We start from the raw sequence: 22329 nt of genomic DNA, 5'->3' as shown, positions 1-22329 counted from the left end.
AGGAACCATGACCACATCAGCGATCAATAGGGCCGGAGAGAGGAATCTGCACGCCGCGCTATCGTCTCTGAAATCTACAGCAAAGCAGATAGACACGCGTGCTGTACGAGGGCGGATCACACGGGCGGTAGGCACCTTGCTCCATGCCGTCCTGCCAGAGGCGCGTATAGGGGAGCTTTGCCGGTTGCAGGATCCCCGCACCGGATGGGCGCTCGAGGCCGAGGTGATCGGCCTATTGCAAGATGGAGTATTGCTCACTCCTATTGGTGACATGGCGGGCTTATCCAGCCGAGCAGAAGTGGTCGCGACCGGGCGAATGCATGAAGTTTCGGTCGGCCCCGATTTGCTTGGCCGAGTGATCGACAGCTTCGGCCGTCCGATCGATGGAAAGGGTCCAATCAACGCCGTTCAAACTCGTCCGCTGCGCGGTAAGGCTCCCAACCCAATGACAAGGCGCGGTATCGAGCGACCATTCCCACTCGGCGTCCGTGTCTTGGATGGGCTTCTGACATGTGGCGAGGGGCAGCGCATCGGCATCTACGGAGACCCAGGGTGCGGTAAGTCGACGCTCCTGTCGCAGATCGTAAAAGGCGCGGCTGCCGATGCCACCGTGGTCGCGTTGATCGGCGAGCGCGGTCGTGAAGTGCGGGAATTCATCGAGCAGCACCTTGGTGAGGCAGCGCTTCGCCGCACCGTCGTTGTCGTTGAGACCTCCGACCGCTCGGCAATGGAACGAGCGCAATGTGCTCACATGGCCACATCACTCGCCGAATATTTTCGTGATGAAGGACTTCGCGTTGTCCTGATGATGGACTCGTTAACCCGCTTTAGCCGCGCCATGCGCGAAATCGGCCTTGCGGCAGGAGAGCCGCCGACGCGGCGCGGCTTTCCGCCGTCCGTTTTTGCGATGCTTCCTGGCCTGTTGGAGCGTGCCGGCATGGGAGAGCGGGGCTCAATCACGGCCTTCTATACCGTGCTTGTCGAAGGCGACGGCTCGGGTGATCCAATTGCCGAAGAGTCGCGAGGCATTCTTGATGGTCACGTTGTTCTCTCACGCCTTTTGGCAGCGCGCGAGCATTTTCCCGCCATTGACGTGTTGTCAAGCCGCAGCCGAGTGATGAACGCGGTCGTCTCTGCGTCGCATCGCAAGGCGGCTTCCTTCTTCCGTGATCTGCTCTCGCGCTACACCGAGGCCGAGTTCTTGGTGAAGGTTGGCGAATATAAGCAAGGCAGTGATCCTCTGACAGACCGGGCGATCAATTCGATCGAGGAGTTGCGGAAATTCCTGCGTCAGAGCGGAGACGAGGTGTCAGGCTTTGAGGAGACGGTCACATGGATGTCAGGTCTGACCGCGTGAATCGCGTCCATGCCTCTAAATTACGGCTAGTGAAGGATACGAGACAGCGGAGCGCCCTTCGTGAGGTATCCAACATGGAGGTCAAGCGCCGCATCGCGGTCCAAGCGGTGGAACAAGCTGTCCAGCATCTTGCAACGGCCGAGAAAAATCGAGCAGCGCTCGAAGTGGAGCTTTACCGAGAGCTGGCATTGTTTGATTCGCTATCTGTCGAAGAGCTCGATCGTCGCTGTCACATCGTCACTGAACGTCTCAAGGCTGAGCTCGCAGGAGCACGCCGAACGCTTGAGGAAGCGTGCGCCGCTCAAGAGCAGGCCGAGACGGCGGTCTTCGAGGCGCGGACCATTTTGACCAAGTGTTCGGCGGCTAGTCACAAATGGCAGCAAATTGAAGGCGACGTTCAGCGCGCGAGTGATGCCCAATCGGAGGCGGAAGCCGAGATAGAGGCCGATGATGAGGTTTTGCTTAGGTATCGCAGTGGTTCGCGTACCCACACGGCTAGCGACTGAACCCGATGGCTTCCTCTCCTATGCTAGCGAAAGCGCCTCATCTTGTAGATGGGCCTGTGACCATGCCGGCGGGCGAACAATCGGGATTTAAACCGGCGCTGACCCTGTCCCGTGCTGTCGTCTCCTGGGTCAACGAGATCGCTGCTGCCCGTAAGCCTCTGCAAAGCCGTCTCAGCAACAAGTCCCTATTCGTGCGGATGGAACGGCTTGTCTGGGACCCGGAGCCGTGTGCCGTACCGATGTTCGACTGCGTTTGGGCCATCGGAAATGAAACGATCATTTTGTCGTTGCCAGATCCGTTTGTACAAGGGCTGATCGCGACGGTGCAGAGCGGACTTGGCCTACCTTCCGAACCAACTCGTTCGCTACTCGTCGAATTTGCACTCGATCCGCTGCTCGATCAGCTAGAGAGTCTGACACAACAAAGCTTGCAGCTGATCTGTTTGAGCGAAGCAAGGGCTCGGGGTCCTTATCTGGAGCTCGAAATCACCTACGGCCCGTTCAAGGGTAAAGCGCGCCTGTTCCTGTTCTTACCTCTCGATGGTGCAGTTCCATCCGCTTTTCGAGCATTACTCGGACTGGTCAGTCAGCTGCCGCGAGAGGAACGCCAGCTTCCCCCAGAATTGCCTGTCATCATTAAGGGAGAGATCGGCTCGCTCTGCGCTACGGTCGCGCTGCTAAGGAAGGCAAATGCAGGAGACGCTCTATTGCCGGACGTAATACACTTCGCCCGCGGCCAAGCCATCCTCAACGCGGGACCTTTATGCGCCCCGGCACATGTTGCAGAGGATCGCTTGATTGTGCGGGGGGCATTCCGCCACCAACCACATCCCCTGGAGTGTGTACATATGATGACCCAATCCGAAAAACCCCGGCCGCCCTCTGAAAGCGATCTCGACAACATCGAGATCACAGTTATTTTCGAATGCGGCCGCTGGACTGTCGCACTCGGAGCCTTGAGAAATATCAACGAAGGACATGTATTCGAACTTGGCCGGCCATTCGACGGAACGGTTGATATCCTTGCCAATGGCCGCCGTATCGGCCGGGGGGACATCGTACGCATCGGCGAGGAGCTCGGCATCCGGTTGCGGGGCAAGTTGGCGGTCAATGACTGACATTCAACCGGGAATTCTTGGACTCCTTGCGCTCACAGCTGGCCTTGGCCTGCTGGCGTTCTTTGTCGTAACAAGCACAGCGTTCATAAAGGTATCCGTCGTGCTCTTCCTCGTTCGCAACGCGCTCGGGACTCAATCTATTCCGCCGAACCTGGTTTTATATGGCGCGGCACTGATCCTGACGGTTTTCATTAGCGCGCCGCTGATTGAACAGACCTATAATCGCATTTCCGCGCCACACCTCCGTTACCAAACGGTCGATGATTGGGTGAGCGTCGCAAAGGAGGGGCAGGAGCCACTGCGCGAGTATCTCAAGAAGTTCACCGTTGACGAGCAGCGCCGGTTCTTCTTGGCTTCAACCGAACAGGTCTGGCCCGAGGACATGCGCGGCAACGTGACCGCGGATGACCTGGTCATCCTGGTGCCATCTTTTCTGATTTCAGAACTCAAGCGTGGCTTCGAAATTGGTTTTCTTCTCTATCTGCCCTTTATAACCATCGATTTGATTGTAACGACCATCTTGATGGCCATGGGTATGTCCATGGTTTCGCCAACGGTGATATCAGTGCCTTTTAAGCTATTTCTATTCGTCTCAATCGACGGCTGGTCGCGGCTCATGCACGGGCTGGTGCTCAGTTACACAACACCGCCGGGAGGCTGAGTATGGATGAGGCGAGCATTCTCACTCACATGAGCCGGTCGCTTATGCTCTTCATGATCTGGGTTCTGCCACCGCTCATCGCGGCGGTCGTTGTTGGCTTGGTCGTCGGCATCATCCAGGCGGCGACGCAGCTTCAGGATCAAACCTTGCCACTTACTGTGAAGCTTCTGGTCGTTGTCGCGGTGATCGCTCTATTCTCTCCTGTGCTCAGCGCCGCGCTGATCAAGGAAGCAGAGCAGGCGTTTACCGACTTTCCCGCAATGACTGCAAGTATTAGCCGACGTTAGATGAACCTCGCGTCACCCACCGAGATCCAAACGCTGATCCAGGAGGCGATCGAACTCGTGCTTGCAGCCGGGCTCGCGGCAGCCCGCGCCCTTGGCATTATGCTGGTCCTTCCTGTATTTACGCGGCCGCGCATTAGCGGACTGATCCGCGGCTGCGTGACTTTTGCGATGGGGCTGCCATGCCTGTTGCAGATCAGGCACGGCTTGCAGTTGCTGGATCAGGGCTCACGGCTGATCAGTATCACGCTCCTCGGTTTGAAGGAGGTGTTCGTCGGCCTGCTCATCGGGTTTTTACTCAGTATTCCGCTATGGAGCATTCAGGCAGTGGGTGAGATCATCGATACCCAACGGGGGATTACGAACCCTGTTGCTTCCGATGATCCCGCCACGCGCGGCCAAGCTTCGGCGACAGCGGTTTTACTCGGTATCACTGCGATTGCGGTTTTCGTTCTAGCCGGGGGATTGGAGAGTGTGATCACGGGCCTTTATGGCAGCTATCTGATCTGGCCCGTGTATCGGCTGATGCCCAGTTTGACGATGCAAGGCGCAATGGCAGTTCTGGGGCTCCTCGGTCAAATCATGCATACGACGCTACTGGTCTCTGGCCCCGTGTTAGCATTCCTGCTGCTGCTCGATGTATCGGTCATAATACTCGGGCGGTTTGCGCCGAAAATCAAACTGAACGATGTCTCTCCCACTATTAAGAATCTGGCGTATGGCATCATCATGGTAAGTTACGCCACCTTCCTTGTCGAATATATGGGATCGGAGATCAGTCAGTCCAACACCGTGCTCCAGTTATTCGAGAAACTCCTTAAATGAGTGGCTCGAGCGAAGAGAAGAAGCTCCCTCCCACTCCCAAGAAGCTAAAAGATGCGCGTAAGAAAGGACAGAGTCCGCGCAGCGCCGATTTGGTCAGCGCAGCCAGCGTTTGCGCCGGTTTCGGCTGCCTGTGGTTAAGAGCGGGCGTCATTGAGACCAAGTGGCATGAAACGGTACGGCTAATCGACAAACTGCAGGATCAGCCGTTCACTAGCGCGGTTCAGCAGGCGCTGGGCGGCTTGACCGAACTGTTTTTTGCCTCCGTTGGTCCATTCCTCGGGGCCGGTGTTGCCGCTGGTATTCTAGCGGGAGTCCTGGCAAATGGTGGATTAACCGTCTCTTTCGAGCCCTTAAGGCCGAAATTCGAGAACTTGGATCCGATGAAGGGGCTCAAGCGAATTGCGTCTAAACGGTCGCTCATTGAACTCTCGAAGTCGCTTCTTAAGGTGTGCTTTCTCGGCGCAAGCTTTCTACTCACGGTTATCGCGAGTTGGAAGGGGCTGGTGTACTTGCCAGCCTGCGGTATGGGGTGTCTCAGTTCAGTGTTCACTGAGATCAAATTGCTGACAGAAATTGCTGCCGGTGCTTTTCTGATCGCCGGATTGATCGATCTCCTTATCCAGCGCTGGTTATTTTTGCAGGACATGCGCATGACAGAGACCGAGGCCAAGCGCGAGTCCAAGGAACAGCAGGGCAATCCGCAGGTCAAACGAGAACACCGGCGCCTTCGTCAGCAGACGGCGAACGAGCCTCCGCTTGGCGTGCACCGCGCCACATTGATAGTGACAGGACAGGCGATCTTGATTGGCCTGCGCTACGTTCGTGCCGAAACCGGCGTGCCGATCGTGGTTTGCCGTGGTGAGGGCGAGCTGGCCTCACGACTGCTTGCTGAGGCGCAGTTGCTGCGCCTCAGCATTGTCCAGGACCCAGTCCTGGCGCGTCAGCTCATCCGCAATGCCATCATGGGCAACGCCGTTCCTGCGAAGTGCTTTGAAGGGGTTGCGAGAGCACTCTATTCCGCCGGCCTGGTCTAGGATTGCTTATGGCAGCAATGATGTGCCATCCGACGCGCACTATCGAGGTGACTGCATATTCCTCGCCGCCGTTGACCCGGCTTCTGGCGACGCCCTGTTGCCAATTCCATCTTCCAAATCGCTCTTGTTGCGCCGCCCCATGGACCCATACGTAGCAACAGGAATAGCGGCACGATCACCTTTTGTTGCCATGACAGCTCTATTGTCCAGCAGGTCGCCTGGATCGTTGACCATGACTGCCAGATTGTTGCGGATTGAGCAGCCAAGCGTCTGGTCAAACGAATTATCGTTAACTGAAGGACCAATGATAGAAAGCGATGGACAGATAGCAGGACGTGCTTCATAGACAATGGCCTCGATTCGCACCGCGAAGCCGACAGGCGGGTGGATGTGGGGGCCGAACAGGCGGATGTTGTAAGGGGCGACGCCCATTGCGCGTGCCTCGCTGGCTACCTGCGCGGCGAGCCGGGGCGAGCCGGTGATATCGACATGGAGCGCATCAAACCGACCGCGACTGGCGCCGGCAATGAAATCCCTCAGTCGATCCCGCTCGAGGCCACGAAGGCTCTGCAGCACGAATACACTGTTCTGCTGCTGCACTATGGTTGCTTGCTCAGCCGGCCCCGTGTTGATCGGAGCAGTGCTTGTGCAGCCGCCTAGGCTCGCCATCAGAACGAACAGATGGGGCAGGGCTCGTAAAATCATTCGACGATCCTCATTCCATAATGAAACCGGCGCCGCCTGTCACACCTGGTACACTGGTGCGCGGAGCAGCGCGGCCTCGTGGCGGACTTGCCAATGTGTTCGTCAAAGTGCGCCCCATATCTGAGGGCGGTCCGATGCGGCCGGTGGGGACGCTCATTCGGTTCGGGTTCGATGCTGGCCGGACGATGTAAGGCGTGACAATAATAACGAGCTCCGTCTCCTGCTTTTGAAAGGACGAAGAGCGAAACAGCGCGCCAAGAATGGGCACGTCGCCTAACCAAGGAAAGGTACTGACGTCCGTGTTGAAGTTACGCCTGATTAGCCCGCCTATTGCAAAGCTTTGTCCGCTCCCAAGCTCGATAACAGTCTCCGCACGCCTCGTAGAGAGGGCAGGCACGGCCATACCGTTCATCCTGACCTCACCTTCCTTCGAAATCTCGCTGACCTCAGGCTTCACGCGAACATTGATTTGATTGTTGTTAAGAACGGTCGGGACGAACTCGAGGCTCACTCCAAAATGACGAAATTGGATTGAAACCTGTCGGTTGTCCTGCGTGACCGGAATTGGAAACTCGCCGCCGGCCAGGAAGCTCGCGGACTCACCGGACATTGCGGTGAGGTTCGGTTCAGCCAGTACGGAAGCGAGGTGCTCGCTGGCGAGCGCGTCGAGAACAGCGCCCACGTTGATATTGCCAGCGCTGAAGCCGATACCTGCCCTCCCGCCACCGCTAGCCGTGCCGGAACCAGCACCTTTGCCGCTGCTAAAAAAGAAAGTGCCATTCTGGCCCAAAGCGGAGAGGTTGATGCCGAGCTCCTTCATGGCGCTGCGGGAGACCTCCGCTACACGCACGCTCAGATTGACCTGTAACGACCCGGCGACCTGAATTTTATTCACGACCAGCGCACCCGGACCGAGAAACTGCTCTGTGACCCTCACAGCAGTGGCGACGATATCGGCATTGGGAGCCGTACCGCTAAGGATCGCGCCGCGGGGGGTATAGCTGACTTGGATGGGATAGTCGCCGACCTGGGCCTTCAGCATGGCACGCAGATCCTCGAGCGGTTGCGTGACGACAACACGCAACTCGGCCAGAGCTTCCCCATTGTCGTTCAAAGCGAACAGGCTGGTCCGTCCGGACTTCTTGCCAAAGACGAAGATGGTCGTGTTTGACGGCGCCTGATAATCCGCGATCGTTGGGTCGGCAACAAAGATGCTCGCGGCCGGCGCGGGCAGATGAATTGTCTGGCCGCGCGAGGAGGAAAGCTCCAGCGTCCCATTGATGCTGCTAGGAGCCGCACGCGGTGGCCCCTCTTTAGCATCCCGCGTCGTCTGAGCTGCGGCAGTCAGTGGTGATAGCAAAGCAAGCGCGCATAGGAGGTGGGAGAGGGAAGGATAGATGGCAGACCACAGGGCGCTAGCGACAATCGAGCGTCGATCGCTGCCACCCTCACTATCAAGAGCGATCTTCAAGGTAGTCATTGCTTTCAAGTTTGATCGACTAAGCGGCCGATGCCGCGCTATTCAATTCAAGGATATAGCCGATACCGCGTGCGGTCTTGATCCGTAGCGTTGCACCCGACTGATTCAAATGACCGCGCAGGCGATAGATTGCGACTTCAAGCGCATTGGTAGAGACCTCATTGTCAAACGCATACAGGCTATCCTCCAGCGACGCGCGTGGCACGGCGCGGCCTGCGCGTCTGAGCAGATGCTCAAGAATGCACACTTCGCGGCGCGCAATCCTTAGCGGCCGACCACCAACTGAAACTTGGCGGGCGATCGGATCGAACTTTAGATTACCAAACGCAACGAGGGGGGCTGTCATTTGCGTTGATCGCCTCAGAATGGCTCGCATCCGAGCGATGAGTTCATCAGTAGACACGGGCTTAGGCAGAAAATCGTCTGCGCCACCGTCGAAAATGGCGATCCGCCTACCGAGATCATTGAGGCTGCTCATCATGATGGCAGGCATCAAATGTCCGTCGCGTCTCAACCGCTTCAGCCAGTCCAAGCCGTTTCCATCCGGTAGGGCCAACTCAAGCAGGAGAATATCATAGTTGGCGTAGCCCAGAGCGGTCGCCGCCTCATCCAGAGTGCGTGCCACATCAACGGCGAAACCGCAATCCGAGAGCGCTCCTTGCGCAGCGCGCGCAAGGTCCGCGTCATGATCAACCAGTAGCGTTCGCATTTCATTGCCTCTCGTCAATCCACGTCAAAACCTGAGCGCTTGACGGTCGACCACAAGGGCCGACGAAACCGAGAAGCGCCCGGTTCGGCACAAATGTCCCAGGCCGCGACGGACGAAGGAGAGCACGGCGGCCGACGATCAATCCCAGCGGATCCATCATCAACCGATTGGCGACTGTGAGCGGCGGATAGGCGCCGCGCGCGTCTTCAGCGAAGCTCGACATGCCGCGTCCGGGGAAAGGCCGAAATCGTTCATTGGATCGAAGGGCATCGCAGCACCCACGGTCCAACTGCCCGCCACTCGTAGCGATGCTTGCAGTCACCGACCCGACGAGGGCCGTACCGACATCGCCAGAACACGGAATCGGAACCAGAGCGTAGGAGAGAATGGCTGGATTTGTAGCTGAATAGACTTGCGAGATCGACATTTGAAGCTCCCCAACTGACCTTAATCCGTGGCCGGTCTTGCTATGCCGTGGATCTTGTGGCCTCGCCAAGTCACGACAAATGCAAGTGTTTCACGTTTGAAGGCAGATCACGCCCCGCGGCTAGCCAATCACCCCAGGGGCCGCTATGCGAGACGAAACGACCGGTGCGCCTTGCGGCTAGAGAGAACTCCTCTCGCTAGCGGGTGATAGACATGCAAAACGCCAACGATCCCGAAATGCGGAATGAGTCGGTCATTCTTGGCGTGCTTTCAGGCGATGGGTGATGTCATCGACAGCGCGATCGGTCGATCCGAATCAGACGTTGTCATTCGCAATCGGACTCTATTGAGCCGTCTGGCCCGATCGGAACCATGGGAATCCATGTTGGTGAAGGCACGTGGTCGCCCAGGTCGAATGGGCCAGCAAGTGACTGAAGAGAGAATCGATTGTCACACGAGAGTCCTGAATGCTGCTTCCAAGGTCGGTGATTGGTTATAGGGCCTTCAGGTAAGATCGGCAAAATCGATTAATGTGATGGAACGTATCCAAGCGGCGAATGGACGAAAGGACGACGTACGGGGTCTCGCGCGCATGGTCTTCGTCACGAGCGAAGTCAACCAAGACACAAGCTGGTCTTCGACGAGATCGCGAACCTCACCCATCACAAACGTCAAGAGAAGGTAGGAGCGGAACGGCACTCTGACGTGCATTGTGAAGGCTCGGAACGCAGAAGATCGAGCGATTGCGGATCGACTGTTCATCTGGATAACGCACAGATCGAGGCCGCCTGGCCTAACAAGGCGCGGAACGGATTTATCCCGCCGCGCCGCACGACGGGCGCGGAGCGCGTGAGCGACGTCTGGCGAAAGACGTGCCGCGGGCGCGAAGCTGGCGCCAGAGCGTAGTGCAGCTTCATTTGCCTAGACTGCGGCCGCCGATACCAGACCGGTGGCGCGCATAGGCTGTCAAGCAATTCGCCCCGAGGGCCGTGCCGGCTTCCATTCTATATTGGCCGCGCTTTGCATCCACGTGGAAAGGTGGGCGGCGTGCCACCGGTGCTGCCGGCCGCGCCCGAATTGCCGGGCCCATACTGGTTCGGCTGGTTCGATCGACGTTGCTCGCGACGACAAGGCGGCTCCGCCGCTTCCTTCCTTCAGCGTTCTTTTCACCGTGCCAATAACTGTTGGCCTGCATGCTGACCAGGACTTGCGCCGCTCGCCCTATCTCCATCGAAAGCCGGCCGGAACTGGTCCATCAGAAACCTGAACTGGCCACTGATTTCTTCTTGTTCGAGGCGAAGGGTCCAGCCGGAAACCAGGCGCGGGAATGCGCCTTGCTGCCATGACGTCATTGCGGTACCGGGCATCGAGGTCAGATGCACGCTCGGAAAAGCCAAATACAGGCTCGGGCAGATCGCGATTGTTCCTGACCAAACAAGGAGTCCTGGAAAGTCGGCCCGCCGACAATTGAGCGATGCTGATTGGCAGGCCGGGAAAGGATTGATGGAAAGATACGATGAACGGTTTGCGGCGCAAGTGGCTGCGGCTGTTCGGAGGGTGGTCGGCCCGAGTCGATACCGAGAGTGCTCCCAACTGACCAAATAGGCTGCCTCGGGATCAGAGAAGACTCCGCTCGGTCCTTCAGCGAAACTCGATTGCAGTCAAAGTGAAGGAGGAACTTCGCACGGATATGAGTGATCTCACGAAATCGAGCCACGTGGCCGTCGAGTCACTCCTTTGCAATCCGCACAGTAACAGCGCCGCACTTGGTAGAATGTAAAGTGCATCCTAGGCGGCACGAGGGTGGCTCCAGGAATTCAATTCAACTGCGACGCTCGCCGCTTCGGGTAGGAGCATGCCATTTCGGAGGCGCTCTCAGAGGGGAGTATTGAAGTCTCGTATCTTGGAAAGCATGCTTTGCCAGCTGTGTGACAAGGTGTCGGATCCAGCACGTATCCGCGCCTTCACAGAAGGCGCTCTCCGCCAGCAGCCTGCATTGCCTATTCAGCTCACCGTGACGACCGTCGCTATTTATCATGCCCATTAAGGTTCCTGTAACGATCCGGGAGGCATTTGAAAAAGTTGCCCATCTCGCCTGATCGGGCGGTAAATTCTCGACGGGAGTACTGGTTTGCGCGCTCAGGTCGTCCGGCTGGTCGGCCCGGTGCTGCTGCCGCAAGAATCGTGAGCTTCAATGTGGGCTTCTGCGGCTTTCCTTGGATCGATATTCATTCGGTTCCCTCGAGTACAGGTCATTTCCGTGTACATTTTTTCGCAAGGGCAGGTGTCGAGAAGCGGACGAGTGGGGAAGAACCAGTTAAATCGCTTGAGGGATGTCGGCTAGATTCTTTTAGTGAGGCGAGCGGTCGGGCGGACCGGGAGCCGCGGAAAGCTCGGGTTCAAGGAGTTTACGCAGCTTTACCCATCTCGCACCGCCAAGCTCGCTTCCACTAGACCGAGAGCAAGTTCCTCGACCGAGGAAGACTTGTTCGTCCTGCTCAGTTTCGTGGCCCGCCCATTTCCCGAACTATTTTTAAGCGGCAGAGATTCCATGCCGGGCGTCCACATGGTCAAGCTCGGGCGAGATGCCCGATCATCGAAGAATCGCCCGAAACCTTCCGCTTGCGCTCACATGCGACTGGTAACTTGTGACCTTCTCAATCATATCGGCCCCGTTTGCGGTTGGGGAACTATTGCCGTTTATCCCTTCGGAGCTGCCTCCGCTGGATCAAGTTGTTCCGACGATGTGAGAAGTGGTGAGGCCACTCAGCAAATCTTACCTACGAGATTGTGACGTTGGATTAGGCTTCACAACCACTTGCCTTCGGTTGCAACAGGTTGTTGTGTCGCCCGGCGAAAGCGCCTGATATCCGGAATCCGCCAGGCTGTTTGCAAACGCGACACTGGGCAAGTTGACGCCTACGCGATCTGTGGTTCTTGTGGAGGAGAAGAGTGTATGAAGTTCAGTGGCAGAGCCCTGTCGATCCTGTTGTCCTTGTTTTCGGCTACAAGCGTGAGCACGATCGCCGAGGCCGATGAGCCCTCGCCGAGATACGCCGCGGTGCTCAATGCGCTGCAGACCGGCAAGAATGTGAAGCTCCTACTGGACCTGACCCGCTGTACCACGGCCGATGGCGGCAAGCCCGGGCCAGCCACGCAGGGGGGGCTGGTTATCAGCGCCTTCAGGGTGACTGCCCAGAACGGCATCAGCTTCGCCAATGCGCATCAAACCGTCGATAGCTCGGGACACGCAGTGACGGAATACATTCGCCACAGCCTCAGCCGCGAAGGCAAGCTCACGGTGCGGGCGTCAAAGCTGGCTGCCGGGGCGACCGAAGTCGTGAACCAGGGCGAATTCGTCTGCGAACTGCCGGACGGCGCGAAGTTCGTCTGGTAATCGCAAAAAAGATACTGCGCAGGAGCGAGGGTGCGGTTTAGCTACGCTCCTGGGTGTTTGTCGGAGCCATGACAGGCTCGATTGTGACGACGGCCAGGTAGTTTCTGGCCGCCTTTTCGTAGCGCGTCGCCAAGTCGCGCAAATTGCTTCAGTTTGCGCAAACGAGCACTAGATGAGATGACGTTGAGCGGAGAGGTGTTGGTCGAGCGGATATTTGAGTGATCGGGAGGGGGTGGACAGCTTGTCCCGTTTTGTCGGCTGCAGCATCGCGGATGTGATCGGCGTCCAAAGCTGCAGCTATCGAAGTCCTTTAGGTCCAAGTGATGCCAGCCTTCGTGATCTGCAGCACGCCGCTATCGTCATAGGCTCCCGACAGAGCTCGACCTGAAAGCTCGCGGGCGACGGCTGTGGATATCCGGGTGCATTGACGGGTAGGGATCAGCGGGATCACCACTAATTTGACAAACCAGATCGATGAGGCGGCTGACTTAGCGGCCGCCGTTCGATCTGCTCCGCAGACATCGCTCGAACTGAAGTCCGGACGACGTCGCCTCTTGTGAGCTGCTTAAAAGTGCGAGATGCCGGTCCGCCGCTTCGAATCTGTCGCAATGCTGTGCCTTGCACCGCCGACATCACGGTGATGCTAGTCACGTGCTCCTGTTCGCCAAAGCGAAATGAGCCAATTGCGAGTAAACGGACGAACACAACGATCGTGCCCCGTGGCGTGGTGTAACTGACGGCAGGTCACCGCCAATACTCCGGCGGGTCGGAAGGCATCAGCCTGCCACGGCGGGCAAGCCAACGATGGGATCATCGCTCAAGGGCGCGATGGTTTCCAGTGTCATGTAGCGGGCGCGCTGGACCGCCCATTCGTCGTTCTGCTCGAGGAGGATCGCACCGACCAGGCGGACGATGGCATCTTCATTGGGGAAGATGCCGACCACTTCGGTCCGCCGCTTGATTTCGCCGTTGAGGCGCTCGATCGGATTGGTAACCGGTATGAGATGTCTCGGTGCCAACGTTCCGCTGCGGTATTCTACATCGTAGCGTATGGTGCGACCATCGGGACAGAGGCACCGGGAGCACGATGTGCGGGCAGGCCGATACATACGATGAGCCGAGAGCTCGAGTTAGTAGCTGGCCGCCTCTGCGACTCGCCCGGTTGCGCCGAGAGCGCGAATCCGTAGTTGTCGTGTCGCCCGCAGCTCCCGTCATGTATCTGGCAGGAGGTGCGAATGCGACGGATAATTGGCATTGATGTCCACCGAACCTTCGGGGAGGTGGTGTTTTGGGAGGACGGCAGGCTCCGACATGCGGGCCGCATTGATATGACGCGGACTGCGTTGGAGGGATTTGGCAAGACCCTGCTGGCCAGTGATGAGGTGGTGGTCGAAGCGACCGCCAACAGCATGGCGGCCTCGCGAGTGCTGGCGCCGTTCGTGGCACGGGTGATTATCGCCAATCCGCTGCAGGTGAAGGCGATCGCCCAGGCTCACGTCAAGACCGACAAGATCGATGCCGGCACGCTCGCCAGTCTGCAGGCGGCCGGGTACCTGCCGCAGATCTGGACGCCTGATGCGGAGACCGAACGCAAGCGTCGGCTGGTGGCGCGGCGCTACCAGGTCGTGCGGCACCGTACGCGGCTCAAGAACGAGGTGCATTCGATCCTGCACGCACACCTGATCCCGAAGTGCCCGCACGCCGATCTGTTCAATGCTCGCGGCCGGGCGTGGTTGGCCGCTCAGCAGCTGCCAGACGATGAGCGCGCGGCGATCGATCGGCACGTCCGTGAGCTTGACCGGCTGGCGGAAGACCTGGCCCTGCTCGACCGCGAGATCGCGCAGGACGCCATCGACGATTCCGCGGTCAACCGATTGATGACTATCACCGGCGTGAATCTGGCGGTCGCCGCCGGCATCGTGGCGGCGATCGGCGACATCAGCCGGTTCAACAGCCCGCAGAAGCTGGTGAGCTATTTCGGGCTGAATCCGCGGGTGCGGCAGTCCGGGCTGGGAGCCGCCCACCACGGCCGCATCAGCAAGATCGGCCGCAGTCATGCGCGTGCCATGCTGGTTGAGGCGGCTTGGGCCGCGGCCAAGGCGCCCGGTCCACTGCATGCGTTTTTCGTTCGCATCCGCGCCCGACGCGGCCATCAGATTGCCGCGGTGGCCGTGGCTCGCAAGCTCACGGTGCTCTGCTGGCATACGAAGGGCGAGGATTACCTGTGGGCGGGCCCATCGCTGGTCGCCAACAAGACCCGCGCGATGCAGCTTCAAGCCGGGCATCCACAACAGAAAGGCAGCCGGCGCGGGCCAGCCTATGCCTACAACATCAAGGCGCTGCGCGACCGCGAGATGTTGATTGCCGCCCGGGCCGAGCAAAGCTACGAGCGCTTGGTGACGCAATGGAAGCCACGGCGGCCAAAAACCGGCGCGCGGGCGCCTCAGCTTGGCAGGACAAAATAGGGCAGCCTGGTGGCGCTTGCAGCCGATGCGCCACGCTTCGCCACGAGGTCGCCCGCGCCTGACAACCATAATCGCGGCTGACGGCAAGGTCTAGCCAGGCCAGGAACGCAGTCCCGTTCCACGCCAGTGTGCCGTCGTGCTCGGGCCGGTCAAGGCCAAGCCATACGGTGGCCGCAAGTGCGGCCAGCCTTGACCGCCCCTGCGCGCGTCGGCTGCGAGATCGGTGGCCGGGACGGAAGAATGGACCCGCGGCGCGACCGAACAAAAGAATGGACTTGCCGCGATCTCCGCAATCGTTGCTTCGGCCATGAAGAAATCGCTTGTCCATCTCATCCGTCGAGTGCAGCTTGGCGCGGTGCGGAGCCGGGAAGCTCATATAGGCGAGTACGTCGGGCTCGGCTTCATCCATGAAGGCGGCGAGCTTGGGCAGCTTGGGACGGAGCTGGTCGGCGACCTTGCGCCACTGCATCCTGGCCGCTTCGGCGTCATCCTGGGCGAAAGCGGTGGCGATGAAGGCGGAGACGACGCGCCTTCCGCTCTTGCCGGCATGCGCCAGGACATTCCGCATGAAGTGGACGCGGCAGCGCTGCCAGGTGGCATTGAGCACCTTGGCGACGGTAGCCTTGATGCCTTCGTGGGCATCCGAGATCACCAGCTTGACGCCACGCAGGCCGCGGCGCGCGAGCTTGCGCAAGAACGCGGTCCAGAACGTCTCGGCCTCGGACGGGCCGATGTCCATGCCGAGAATCTCGCGCCGCCCGTCGCTGTTGACGCCCACCGCGATGATCACGGCCACCGAGACAATGCGGCCATTCTGGCGCACCTTCACGTAGGTGGCATCGATCCACAAATACGGCCAGTCGCCCTCGATCGGGCGGGCGAGGAAGGCCTTCACCTTCTCGTCGATCTCACCGCAGAGCCGGCTCACCTGGCTCTTGGAGATTCCGCTCATGCCCATGGCCTGCACGAGGTCGTCCACCGAACGGGTCGAGACGCCCTGCACGTAGGCTTCCTGGATTACGGCGGTCAGCGCCTTCTCGGCCATCCGGCGCGGCTCCAGGAAACCCGGGAAGTAGCTTCCTTTGCGCAGCTTGGGAATGCGTAGCTCGACCGCGCCGGCACGCGTCTCCCAGGTCCGGTCACGGTAGCCATTGCGCTGGGCCAGACGCTCGGTGTTCTTCTCGCCGTAGGCCGCTCCGGTCAGTCCGGCTACTTCCAGCTCCATCAGCCGCTGGGCGGCAAAGCCGATCATCTCGCGCAAAAGGTCAGCGTCTGGGGCCTTCTCCACGAGCGCGCGAAGGTTCATCATCTCGTCGGTCATCGGTGGTTCCTCGAATCAGGTTGGTGTCAGCAACCCGACCCTACCGGCGAATTGCCGGTGACCACCGCAAAGCCGTCCGCCCGCTACGGCGCTATTTGAGGGCGCGCGTGCGGACGGCTTTGCTCTACCGAGCTACACCACTGCTGGGGACACGACCAACACAACTCTTTAGCACTGTTGGAGTCCTGCCGCCTAAGGACGATCGAATTGACCCTTTTCGTCACCTCGTCGATAGGCTTTGCCTCGCTGCTGTACGCGACCGCCGGTCGGGTTGAGGGCAACGTTTCTGGCGGTAATGGCCTTTATAGGATTCCGGCCGAGCAGATGCCTCGGACGGTGGGCTTGTCCGGAACGTTCTTTCCAGTGCGCTCGAACTATCGGCCGCATCTTCGAAGAAGTGGGTCCGATCGCCATTGCGACCTCGAACTCCTCGCACTCGTCAGCTTTTCGAAAGCTGGCTCCTGTAAAGGTCGGATCTCGCTCTCGCTAGGAGTCGTTGCCCACCTGCGTCCGCAAGGTGCAGCGTAAGTCCGCAAATGCGCAGGGTCTGTACTGAAAAGGAGTGCATGATGGATCCAATGAACCCATTCAATGCAGGAGATTGGATGGCAATACGCTGCTATGCGGCAGCGGGCGGGTCTTACTCAGCAAGGAAGCTTTGAGCAGCAGATCGAGGCTTTGCAACTCAATTCATCTGATGAGAGTTGCGCAAGCTCGAGTTCGCCTGGTGAGAGTCCTGCGGAACAGACTGGACAGATCCGGCACGCCGACCTCGGCGGTTCGATGCGGTTGCCGCCATATTCTCGGATAAGAGACGATTCGTTCAGCAGCTCGCGCCACAGCGTAGATGTCCCCCGCGCCTACCTTGGAGGTTCGGCCCAAGTACCGCCGCAGTCCAATTTGCGCGAAGATCTTTTCGGCAGCGCGCGCTACGGCTTGCCAGAGGCACAGCCCACGATTGCGGCGAAGAGCAGCAAAAGCGGCGGATTATGGTCGGGCATCAAGTCAGGGGTGGGAAAAGCGTTCGGGGTAAACAGCGGCGGAAAGTCGTCCGGCTCCACTGCGCAGCAAGAGTTCGATTCAACGACTTTTCGCGCGGATCCCGCCAAGCAGCCGGCCCGAACGCAAGGGGTCCGCGAGGAGGATGAGGCGCTCATTCAGGACTTCGCAAGAAGGGACACTGGTACCTTGAGCGATGGTGCCCTAAGAAATGCGGTGGCCGATCTGCGTTTTTCGAACGCCCGCCTGAGCGAGAACTGGAGGCCATCAATCGCAGATCGAATTGGCAACCCCGAGTTGACCGCGGGCTCGACGATGCGCTTTGTCGCCGATCCACTGATGCGTTGGAGTTGGCCTGATCCAAGTCAATATCTTAGGAGCATGCCTCAGTTCATTAACGCCTGTGACGGACGAGCATTCGAGCATGGCACAGCATACGAGGGATTCGCGCCGCGGCCCTGGGGCTGCCTCCCAGCGTGCAGCAAGATGAGAAGGCTCTGGATGCAATCATGGCGGAGTCCCTGCGCCCAGAGATCACCGAAGATATGGCAGACCTGCGGCAGGGAATGGCCGAACATCATCCCCCTGAGCCACATTGGTATCTGCCTCTCATTGCCGCCGATCCGATTTGGGTCGGACAAGGGCTTGGCACATTGCTGATGAAATACGCTCTTCAACGATGTGATGAGGAGGGCAGCGCCGCCTACCTCGAAAGTTCGAATCCAGAAAACATCCACTTTTACCAACGTCACGGCTTCAAGGTTATTGGTGAGATACAACACGGTTCTTCGCCGCCGCTCACGCCAATGTTGCGGATGGCTTATTGAGAGGATTCGGAAACGCTCCACCTCAACTTTGTTGTTCCAGACGCCCTGACCTGGAGGCTCTAGTATCGCGGCGCGGCGGTTTTGACTTACTGATTTGGGATTTCCAAGACAGGTAACTGGTCAGAGGGACGAGCACTTCGATGCTGTCCTCGACCGATTGCTGCCGCGCAATGGGTTAGCGTCGAATCGTAAATTCCTTGGACGTTCGCCGATATTCCCAGTTGGCGCGTTCTAGTTCGGGGCGATCAAACTCTACCTGAGGATAGCCCACGCAGAGATAGCCGATGAATTTCCAGGACTCCGGCACTTCAAGAATCTCGTGAATGCGATCCGGGTTCAGGATCGATACCCAGCCAAGTCCGATGCCCTCTGCGCGTGCGGCGAGCCACATGCAGCAGATGGCCGCGGCCACGGAATATTCGATCGTCTCCGGCATCGTTGCGAGCCCGAGGCCATAGCCGAGATCGGTTGCTTTGTCCGCGAACACGGCAAGATGACCGGGCGCCTCTTCGAGGCCGGCGAGCTTCAGGCTCGCGTACCGCGCGGCACGTTCGCTTGAATAAGAACGCAGCGCATCGGCATTGCAGGTCTTGAAGTCCTCCACCACGGCGCTGCGCTTCGCCTTGTCTTCGATGATGATGAATCGCCAGGGCTGACTAAGGCCAACTGAAGGAGAAAGGCACGCGATCTCAATGAGCCGCTCCATGGCATCATTCGGCAGAGGATCGGTACGAAAGCGCCGCACGTCGCGGCGCCACACGAACAGCTCGCGCAGTTGCCGGCGAAAGGTTTCATCGAATGAGACCATCAGAGCCGCAGTTCCGTATGGAGCAGGGCGGCCGCCATCAGCAAAATCGCGATCTCGCCAATCTGCTCAAATGCGCCCAATATATCACCTGTCTGTCCTCCAACCTGGCTTGCGGCAAGCCACGCCAGTATCAGCCCGGCCAGTGACAGCAAAATAACTCCGATCATCGCCTGGCTCGCCCCGAAGCCGAAGACCAGAGAAAGAGCCCCAAGAGCAAATGCAACGGCCGCGCTTCGTCCCGGCGGACGTCCAGCTCCGGCCGAAAGCCCATCCGATCGGGCCGGCGGGATCAGCCACATGAAGACAGGCAAGCCGGCGCGTGCCGCCGCATGTGCAACAAAAAGAGCAGCCGCAATCGACTTTGGCTCGGCAATCGTTTCGAGCGCGCTCCATCGCAAGGTAAACGATCCAATCAGCGCGCAGGCGCCGTAAGTGCCAATCCGGCTGTCGCGCATGATCTCGAGCTTCCGCTCGCGCGTCCGCCCCCCGCCGAGCCCATCGGCGGTATCGGCAAGACCGTCCTCGTGCATCGCGCCGCTGACAAGCACCGTGGCCGCCAGTGCCAGCATGGCGGTGGGGCCAGGCGTCAATCCGACCTCGCTCGCGATCGAATAGACCGCCGCTCCGGCAAGGCCCACCAGCAATCCGGCCATCGGCAACGCCCAGCCCGCGCGGGCAACATCGCCGTCGCTGACCGGCTTCGCTGGCCCGAAAGGCAGAATCGTGGAGAACGAAACGGCGGTTCTCAGGTCAGTGACGATGCCCCTGAGGAGCTCGAAATGATACATATGTCTTCAGCCCTCGGATCGTCAGCTCGTGCACTGGACGATGCGTTGCGATTCCAGCAAGCGCGGTGCTACTTCAGATTGATCGGCAATCCTGCGACGACGAATTCGACCTCGTCCGCAATGGAGGCAATCGTCTGGTTCAGGATACCTGCCGCGTCCCGAAATGCGCGCGCCAGCGCATTGTCCGGCACGATACAGAGCCCAACCTCGTTCGTGACCATGATGACGGGGCTGCGCTGGCGGGCGAGCACGTCGGCGAGCCGCGAACCCTCATGCGACCAATTGCGCTCCGCATGGAGCAGGTTCGACAGCCAGAGCGTGAGACAATCGACCAGCCTTGCACCGCCGCCGTCGGTTTCGACGAGCGCCTGCACGAGATCAAGGGGGACCTCGCGCTCGATCCATTCCTTTCCTCGTCGCGCCCGATGCGTTGCTATTCGCTCGCTCATTTCTTCATCGAGCGCCTCTGCCGTGGCAATATAGACGGGTTGCCCCGGAAAGGCGCGGGCACGGACTTCTGCGCGCCGGCTTTTGCCCGATCGGGCGCCGCCCGTAATGAGTATGATGGCCATGACGTTCTCCGCTTAGGGCCAGCACTAATCACCAATCTCCGGCAAAGACAAAGGCGAATTAGGCGAAATGGGCTTGCCTTGATCCAGAATTCTTGTGCATCAAGACCCACCTTGGGAGACGATGCATGGGCTTTGCGGGAGCGATGGCGGTGGCGATGACGGTGGACGCCTTAATGGGCTGGCCCAATGGACTGTTCGCCCGTGTCGGTCATCCCGTCACCTGGCTTGGCAGGCTGATCAATATCCTTGATATCAGCTTCAACAGGACCATCGACCGGCCTGGAGTCCGGCGGATTGCTGGCGCAGCCGGGGCTCTTTTCGTGATTGGTCTTTCGGCCGGCATCGGATGGGCAATCCAAGTCGCGCTTGCCTTTGAATGGAACCGCATCGTGATCCTGGGAATTCTGGCGTGGCCCCTGGTTGCGCTGCGTTCGCTCTATGATCATGTGGCTGCGGTTGCTCGCCCCTTGCAATCCGGCGATATCGCAGCCGCACGCGCGGCTGTCGCGCAGATCGTTGGACGCGATCCCGCAGCACTCGATGAAGCGGGCATTGCGCGCGCGGCCATCGAGAGCTTGGCCGAGAACGCTTCCGACGGGATTGTGGCGCCCGTGTTCTGGGGGGCGTTGTTCGGCCTGCCAGGCATCGTCGGTTACAAGGCGATCAATACGCTCGACTCCATGATCGGCCATCGCACGATGCGTCACGAAGCTTTCGGTTGGGCTGCCGCGCGCATCGACGATCTTGCAAATTTCATACCGGCGCGTCTCACCGGCCTGTTGTTTTTGCTGCTGGCGAGGTGGCCCTCGAACTCGTTGTCTTGCATGGCGCGTGACGCGAACCGCCACCGATCAATCAATGCCGGCTGGCCGGAAGCAGCGATGGCGGGCGCGCTGGGCGTGCGGCTCAGCGGGCCGCGCATCTATCACGGAAGCATCTCCGATGAACCCTGGCTCAACGAAGGCGCACGCGATCCGCGCGCCGTTGACATCCGGCGCGGACTGACACTTTACGTCCGCGCCATGGTTCTGTTGGCCGGTGCCCTTACGATTTTGGCTTTCGCGTGACGGAGAGGGCAATGCTCGAGCATGGCGGAAATCTAGATCTTGCCGCGCACCGCTTCGGCGGGCGCGCACAGGACTGGATCGACCTCTCAACCGGGATCAACCGGCAGCCTTATCCGGTGGGTGAGGTCGAACCCAGGTCCTGGAGTGCGCTGCCTTCGCGATCCGATATCGATTCCCTTCATCAGGCCGCGCGAGAGGCCTACGCTACTAAGGCGCCAATCGTGGCGCTTGGTGGCGTACAAGCGGCCATCCAGTTGTTGCCGAGTCTTTCATCGCGCGGTCGGGCGCGGATTCTTGCGCCGACCTATAACGAATACGCGGCGGTTCTTTCCGCTGCAGCCTGGGACGTGGCCGAAGTTTTTGATCTCGAAGGGCTGCCGGGAGCAGATATTGCCGTGGTCGTCAACCCAAACAATCCCGACGGCCGATGCTTTGCTCCAAGCGAACTGCTGGCGCTCTTGCCGCGCGTCGGTCGCCTCGTCGTCGATGAGAGCTTCGCTGATGCCGTTTACGGCTTGTCGCTGGCATCTGAAGCGGGACGGCCTGGGCTGTTAGTCCTGCGATCGTTCGGAAAATTTTACGGACTGGCGGGACTGCGCCTCGGTTTCGCGCTCGGCAGCGAGGCCGATGCCGCTGCGCTGGCCGCGATGGTGGGCCCGTGGCCGATTTCGGGTGCAGCGATTGTGATCGGACGGCGCGCCTTGCTTGATCGTGATTGGGCAAACGCGACCTCGATGCGTCTGGCACGCGATTGCCTCCGCCTCGATGCTGAAGTGCAATCACAGGGCTGGAGATTGGTCGGCGGCACGCCGCTGTTCCGACTGTATGAAACCGGCGACGCACGCGCCGCGCAGCAGAAGCTCGCGCGTTGCCAGATATGGTCGCGCATATTTGGGAAGAGGCCCGGGTGGCTGCGGCTTGGCTTGCCGGGCGACGAGACGGAATGGGCGCGGTTTTCTGTCACAGTCTCGCCTTGATCG

At 59.6% G+C, this 22329-nt stretch carries 18 protein-coding genes and 2 pseudogenes; 12 read left to right on the top strand and 8 right to left on the bottom strand.

Annotated elements, in window-relative coordinates; genetic code table 11:
* Positions 1-7 precede the first annotated feature (7 nt).
* The 7 genes from sctN to QA643_RS27480 all read left to right on the top strand — a co-directional run bounded on the left by sctN (position 8) and on the right by QA643_RS27480 (position 5785).
* Positions 8-1357: a type III secretion system ATPase SctN gene (gene sctN / locus QA643_RS27510; protein WP_283028875.1), complete on the top strand. Its 1350-nt coding sequence runs from the start codon at positions 8-10 to the stop codon at positions 1355-1357.
* A gap of 74 nt (positions 1358-1431) precedes the next feature.
* Entirely contained in the window at positions 1432-1863 is a 432-nt protein-coding gene (locus QA643_RS27505; RefSeq protein ID WP_349253231.1) for a hypothetical protein, read from the top strand.
* Positions 1864-1925: 62 nt separating this feature from the next.
* Positions 1926-2981 carry a type III secretion system cytoplasmic ring protein SctQ gene (sctQ, locus tag QA643_RS27500; RefSeq protein WP_283034949.1) on the top strand — a complete coding sequence of 352 codons (1056 nt, stop codon included), beginning with the start codon at positions 1926-1928 and terminating at the stop codon, positions 2979-2981.
* The gene (sctR, locus tag QA643_RS27495) at positions 2974-3642 is read left to right on the top strand and encodes a type III secretion system export apparatus subunit SctR (RefSeq protein ID WP_283028873.1); all 669 of its coding nucleotides are present in this window, start codon (positions 2974-2976) and stop codon (positions 3640-3642) included. Before sctQ ends, sctR begins: the two co-directional genes overlap by 8 nt.
* Positions 3643-3644: 2 nt before the next feature.
* The gene (locus QA643_RS27490) at positions 3645-3929 is read left to right on the top strand and encodes a flagellar biosynthetic protein FliQ (protein ID WP_283028872.1); all 285 of its coding nucleotides are present in this window, start codon (positions 3645-3647) and stop codon (positions 3927-3929) included.
* Positions 3930-4751, top strand: coding sequence for a type III secretion system export apparatus subunit SctT (sctT, locus tag QA643_RS27485; protein ID WP_283028870.1), 822 nt, complete (start codon positions 3930-3932; stop codon positions 4749-4751).
* Positions 4748-5785, top strand: coding sequence for an EscU/YscU/HrcU family type III secretion system export apparatus switch protein (locus QA643_RS27480; RefSeq protein ID WP_283028869.1), 1038 nt, complete (start codon positions 4748-4750; stop codon positions 5783-5785). Before sctT ends, QA643_RS27480 begins: the two co-directional genes overlap by 4 nt.
* A gap of 39 nt (positions 5786-5824) precedes the next feature.
* Here QA643_RS27480 and QA643_RS27475 read toward each other — a convergent pair whose 3' ends face one another.
* The 3 genes from QA643_RS27475 to QA643_RS27465 are packed head-to-tail and all read right to left on the bottom strand — an operon-like array spanning position 5825 to position 8679.
* On the bottom strand, positions 5825-6490 hold the full coding sequence (locus tag QA643_RS27475) for a CpaD family pilus assembly lipoprotein (protein ID WP_283028868.1): 666 nt from the start codon (positions 6488-6490) through the stop codon (positions 5825-5827).
* A gap of 10 nt (positions 6491-6500) precedes the next feature.
* On the bottom strand, positions 6501-7970 hold the full coding sequence (locus QA643_RS27470; RefSeq protein ID WP_283028867.1) for a type II and III secretion system protein family protein: 1470 nt from the start codon (positions 7968-7970) through the stop codon (positions 6501-6503).
* 19 nt (positions 7971-7989) lie between these two features.
* Positions 7990-8679 (bottom strand): response regulator transcription factor, encoded by a 690-nt coding sequence (locus tag QA643_RS27465; RefSeq protein ID WP_283028866.1) that lies wholly within the window; start codon positions 8677-8679, stop codon positions 7990-7992.
* Positions 8680-12061: 3382 nt separating this feature from the next.
* Between QA643_RS27465 and QA643_RS27460 the strand changes: the two genes are divergently transcribed.
* A complete protein-coding gene (locus tag QA643_RS27460) occupies positions 12062-12502 on the top strand; it encodes a VirK family protein (protein ID WP_283028865.1) in 441 nt (146 codons plus the stop codon).
* A gap of 776 nt (positions 12503-13278) precedes the next feature.
* Here QA643_RS27460 and QA643_RS27455 read toward each other — a convergent pair.
* Positions 13279-13494 (bottom strand): annotated as a pseudogene (locus QA643_RS27455) (transposase); the annotation flags it as partial.
* A gap of 261 nt (positions 13495-13755) precedes the next feature.
* On the opposite strand from QA643_RS27455, the gene QA643_RS27450 reads away from it, so the two are divergent.
* A complete protein-coding gene (locus QA643_RS27450; protein ID WP_283034948.1) occupies positions 13756-14967 on the top strand; it encodes an IS110 family transposase in 1212 nt (403 codons plus the stop codon).
* 319 nt (positions 14968-15286) lie between these two features.
* Here the strand turns inward: QA643_RS27450 and QA643_RS27445 are convergent.
* A pseudogene (locus tag QA643_RS27445) lies at positions 15287-16288 on the bottom strand (IS256 family transposase); the annotation flags it as partial.
* A 1508-nt stretch (positions 16289-17796) separates the two neighbouring features.
* On the opposite strand from QA643_RS27445, the gene QA643_RS27440 reads away from it, so the two are divergent.
* Entirely contained in the window at positions 17797-18114 is a 318-nt protein-coding gene (locus QA643_RS27440) for a GNAT family N-acetyltransferase (RefSeq protein WP_283028864.1), read from the top strand.
* Positions 18115-18289: 175 nt separating this feature from the next.
* On the opposite strand, the gene bluB is transcribed toward QA643_RS27440, so the two are convergent.
* The 3 genes from bluB to cobU form a co-directional block, all read right to left on the bottom strand.
* Positions 18290-18922: a 5,6-dimethylbenzimidazole synthase gene (gene bluB / locus QA643_RS27435; protein WP_283028863.1), complete on the bottom strand. Its 633-nt coding sequence runs from the start codon at positions 18920-18922 to the stop codon at positions 18290-18292.
* Entirely contained in the window at positions 18922-19710 is a 789-nt protein-coding gene (gene cobS / locus QA643_RS27430; RefSeq protein WP_283028862.1) for an adenosylcobinamide-GDP ribazoletransferase, read from the bottom strand. The genes bluB and cobS overlap by 1 nt, the downstream gene beginning before the upstream one ends.
* A 68-nt stretch (positions 19711-19778) precedes the next feature.
* Positions 19779-20282, bottom strand: coding sequence for a bifunctional adenosylcobinamide kinase/adenosylcobinamide-phosphate guanylyltransferase (gene cobU, locus QA643_RS27425; RefSeq protein WP_283028861.1), 504 nt, complete (start codon positions 20280-20282; stop codon positions 19779-19781).
* A gap of 125 nt (positions 20283-20407) precedes the next feature.
* Between cobU and cbiB the strand changes: the two genes are divergently transcribed.
* Both cbiB and cobD read left to right on the top strand, forming a co-directional pair.
* A complete protein-coding gene (cbiB, locus tag QA643_RS27420) occupies positions 20408-21349 on the top strand; it encodes an adenosylcobinamide-phosphate synthase CbiB (RefSeq protein WP_283028860.1) in 942 nt (313 codons plus the stop codon).
* Positions 21350-21360: 11 nt separating this feature from the next.
* A complete protein-coding gene (cobD, locus tag QA643_RS27415; RefSeq protein WP_283028859.1) occupies positions 21361-22326 on the top strand; it encodes a threonine-phosphate decarboxylase CobD in 966 nt (321 codons plus the stop codon).
* Positions 22327-22329 lie beyond the last annotated feature (3 nt).

The organism is Bradyrhizobium sp. CB3481 (assembly GCF_029714305.1).
Lineage (GTDB): Bacteria > Pseudomonadota > Alphaproteobacteria > Rhizobiales > Xanthobacteraceae > Bradyrhizobium.
The sequence above is the reverse complement of the archived record's forward strand: the minus strand, read 5'-3'. Positions and strand labels throughout refer to the sequence as shown.